Annotated in this window: 1 protein-coding gene and 1 pseudogene; both read left to right on the forward strand. The window is 72.5% G+C overall.

What is annotated here, in order from left to right; translation table 11 throughout:
- Positions 1–825 (forward strand): annotated as a pseudogene (locus B0W88_RS31720) (site-specific recombinase); the annotation flags it as partial.
- Between the two features lie 135 nt (positions 826–960).
- On the forward strand, positions 961–1,454 hold a 494-nt coding region (locus B0W88_RS31725), incomplete at its 3' end, for an MltA domain-containing protein (RefSeq protein WP_198938008.1).

The raw sequence follows: 1,454 nt of genomic DNA on the forward strand, positions 1-1,454 counted from the left end.
ATCATCCACCTGCTGCACTGGACGGTGGCCACCAAGCAGCCGGCGATGACCGCGCCGGCGATGGCCCACAAGCTGCAGGACATCGGCGACCCCGAAGGCCTGGACGGCTTCGTCGACGAGGTCGCGAACCTGCTGCGCTCGCAGTTCGCCGGCATCGTCGGCAACCTGCTGATGTGCGCGCCGCTGGTGCTGGCCGTGCAGCTGCTGTGCAAGGCGGTCTTCGGCGTGCCGCTGGTGGGCCTCAAGGACGCGGAGCACGTGCTGCATGCGCTGAGCTTCTTCGGTCCCTCGCTGCTGTTCGCCGCCTTCACCGGCGTGCTGCTGTTCCTCAGCAGCCTGATCGCCGGCTGGGTGGAGAACTGGTTCGTGTTCTACCGGCTCGATGCCGCCATCGCCTGGAACCCGCTGCTGCTGGCGCGGCTCGGCGCGCGGCGGGCGCGGCGCTGGTCGCTCTGGTGGCGCAACAACATCTCGGGCCTGGCGGCCAACATCAGCCTGGGCCTGATGCTGGGCCTGGTGCCGGCGCTGCTGGGCTTCGTCGGCGTGCCGCTGGACGTGCGGCATGTGACGCTGTCCACCGGCCAGCTCAGCGCCGCGGCCGGTGCGATCGGCTGGCCGGTGCTGCAGCGGCCGGAATTCTGGTGGTGCGTGCTGGCGGTGCTGCTGACGGGTCCGCTGAACCTCAGCGTCAGCTTCTACCTGGCCTTCAAGGTGGCGCTGCGCTCGCGCGGCATCCAGTTGGCCGACCGGGCGCGCGTGCGCCGGGCGATCTGGCAGCGCTTCAAGGCGCGGCCGCTGAGCTTCTTCTTCCCGTCGCGGGGGTAAATGGCTTACTCGTCCCGCCGCTCGCCGCGCTTGCGGCCGGAGAACATGGTCCACCAGACGATGAACAGCAGCAGCGCCAGGGCGCCCAGGGCTTCGAGCAGGATTGCGAGCATCGGCGCGATTCTAGGTGCGGCCTTGCTGGCGGCCGCCTGCACCTCGGTGACCGTGATCGCGCCGGCGCCGGTGCCCGCGGACCAGGCCGCCAAGCCGCCTGCCGACAACCGCGCCCGCGCCGTCCAGCAGCGCGGCAGCCGCGCCCGCTGGGTGGCCGCCGACTGGAGCGAGCTGCCCGGCTGGGGCGAGGACCATGCGCTGGAGCTCTGGCCCGCGCTGCTGCGCGGCTGTGCCCGCCCCGCGCCCGGCTGGGCCGAGGCCTGCGCCCGCGCCAGCTTGGCCAATCCGGCCGACGACGCCGAGGCGGCCCTGTGGCTGATGCAGCATCTGCAGCCCTGGCAGGTGCAGGCAGCCGACGGCGGCGATCAGGGCCTGATGACCGGCTATTTCGAGCCCGCGCTGGAGGCCCGGCGCAAGCCGGAGGGCAGCTTCCGCATCCCGGTGCTGGCCGCGCCGGCGGACCTGAAGCAGCGCCAGCCCTCGCCCACCCGCCAGCAGATCGAGCAGGCCCCGCC

The organism is Pelomonas sp. KK5 (assembly GCF_001984095.1).
GTDB lineage: Bacteria > Pseudomonadota > Gammaproteobacteria > Burkholderiales > Burkholderiaceae_C > KK5.